Here is a 1,648-nt window from a genome sequence, read left to right on the forward strand (position 1 = left end):
ATCAGTTCCATTTTAGGAGTTGGTTGTAAAAAAGGGTGAACTTCACGGATTCAGGTAAATATTATGAAAGGAAGAGTAATTATTGTTGATTAAGTTATGATAGATGTTAATTTGAGTTGCTTGTAGCAACGGCTTGTATTGAGATACACTTATTGCAAAAGGAGGTTTTTGATAATGCTGAATGAAAATATTAAAACAAGTAGAAAATCAAAAGGGCTTTCGCAGGATGAACTTGCTATTAAGCTTAATGTCGTAAGACAAACCATATCAAAGTGGGAAAGAGGATTATCAGTTCCTGATTCAGAAATGTTAGTCTCTTTATCGGAGATATTGGAGACTCCTGTCAGCACATTATTGGGCAAAAACATTGAAGAATCTAAGCAGGATGATTTAAAAGTGATTTCTGAGAAGTTAGAGGTAATAAATCTTCAATTAGCACAGAAGAAAGATTCAAGTAGAAAAATATTACATTGGCTATTGATTCTATCATGCATTGGAATGGTGATCACTTTTACTGTGCTTTTGATGATAAACAGTTCATATTTAAATTGGAATTATAATGACCCAGAGTTAGCTATTGCTGGTGTGCTGATTCATGGGTTTGAATGGATTTTTATTAGAATTTCACCTTTTGCTTTAATAGCATTGATTGTAGGTATTATTCTTACGAGAAAAAAATCGTTGTAGCAAATACAAATTCAAGTTTGCCTAAGATAACACCACTTTACAGCTTTTAAAAATAATCGAGTCGTTGCTGAGTAAGCCGTTTCAAAGCATTTGAAACAGCAGTTGATTTTATACTGGTTTCGATATTTTGCATGAAATTGGAAAAAAAGATCTCTTGCCTGATTTTCTCATCGGAAAGAGAAAAATCCTTTTCTGGAGAAAGACGTTTTCCATGCTTTGCAGGTATTCCCCTTTTCCCGGTTGGCTGAGGTGCGAGGTCATAAATGACAGAGTCATACCTTGCATTGCAGATGACATCCAGAATAGCATATTCATCCACAATGGAAACCAGGTCTTTCTTTTCATACCAGCTGTCGCAAAGGATAATCACCTTTCTCTTTGTAATGTTTTGTGGTTAATTCATTATACATCAGAAAGTTCCTGTACGATATTTTTTATGAAAAAGTTGTAAAGTGGTGTAGTTGAATGATATGTCTATTTATAAAAATTAATATTGCTTACCTATGGTGGCAGTTATCTTAACGGACAATCTGTCACCATTTTTATTTTCAGTAACTATCAACACATCGCAGAAAGGACAAGGTATCTAATATGATTGAAACAAAGGTTGAAGTCAGCAAAGACATAGAAAAGGCATTATAGGCATTGGAACAGGCGAAACAGCGAGTAGCCAAGGAAAAGAAGAAGCAGAACGAAAAAAAACGGAAAATGGATTTTTCTTAGGAGAATCAATCCTGTAAATGAAAAGCTGTCCAAGATATTTCTTCAACTGCATATAAGTGAGAAATCCGGACGAGGAGTTCCCAAAATCACGGAAATGTATGAAAAAGATGCATTTTCATTTAGGGAGAATTCCATAATTGTTAAGAGCTACTATGCAACCTCTTTCTATTAGCCAAAACCCAGCTTTGAGGAATAAAAACTTTTCGCATTAATTTTAAAAAATTTATAGCCATTTACA

2 protein-coding genes and 1 pseudogene are annotated in these 1,648 nt (G+C 34.0%); 2 read left to right on the plus strand and 1 reads right to left on the minus strand.

Annotation, left to right across the window (positions count from 1 at the left end; all coding sequences use genetic code 11):
• Nucleotides 1-174: 174 nt before the first annotated feature.
• A complete protein-coding gene (locus ASU35_RS04935) occupies nucleotides 175-687 on the plus strand; it encodes a helix-turn-helix domain-containing protein (RefSeq protein WP_058351945.1) in 513 nt (170 codons plus the stop codon).
• A 46-nt stretch (nucleotides 688-733) separates the two neighbouring features.
• On the opposite strand, the gene ASU35_RS20585 is transcribed toward ASU35_RS04935, so the two are convergent.
• Nucleotides 734-1,057: a hypothetical protein gene (locus ASU35_RS20585; protein ID WP_058351946.1), complete on the minus strand. Its 324-nt coding sequence runs from the start codon at nucleotides 1,055-1,057 to the stop codon at nucleotides 734-736.
• Nucleotides 1,058-1,385: 328 nt separating this feature from the next.
• On the opposite strand from ASU35_RS20585, the pseudogene ASU35_RS20895 reads away from it, so the two are divergent.
• Nucleotides 1,386-1,552: pseudogene (locus ASU35_RS20895) on the plus strand (transcriptional regulator); the annotation flags it as partial.
• Between the last annotated feature and the right edge of the window lie 96 nt (nucleotides 1,553-1,648).

Source organism: Acetivibrio ethanolgignens (genome assembly GCF_001461035.1).
Lineage (GTDB): Bacteria > Bacillota > Clostridia > Lachnospirales > Lachnospiraceae > Velocimicrobium > Velocimicrobium ethanolgignens.

Bases quoted from the DNA above. Each gene is read 5' to 3' on its own strand.
- ASU35_RS04935 (WP_058351945.1), top strand. From the start codon at position 175: ATGCTGAATGAAAATATTAAAACAAGTAGAAAATCAAAAGGGCTTTCG.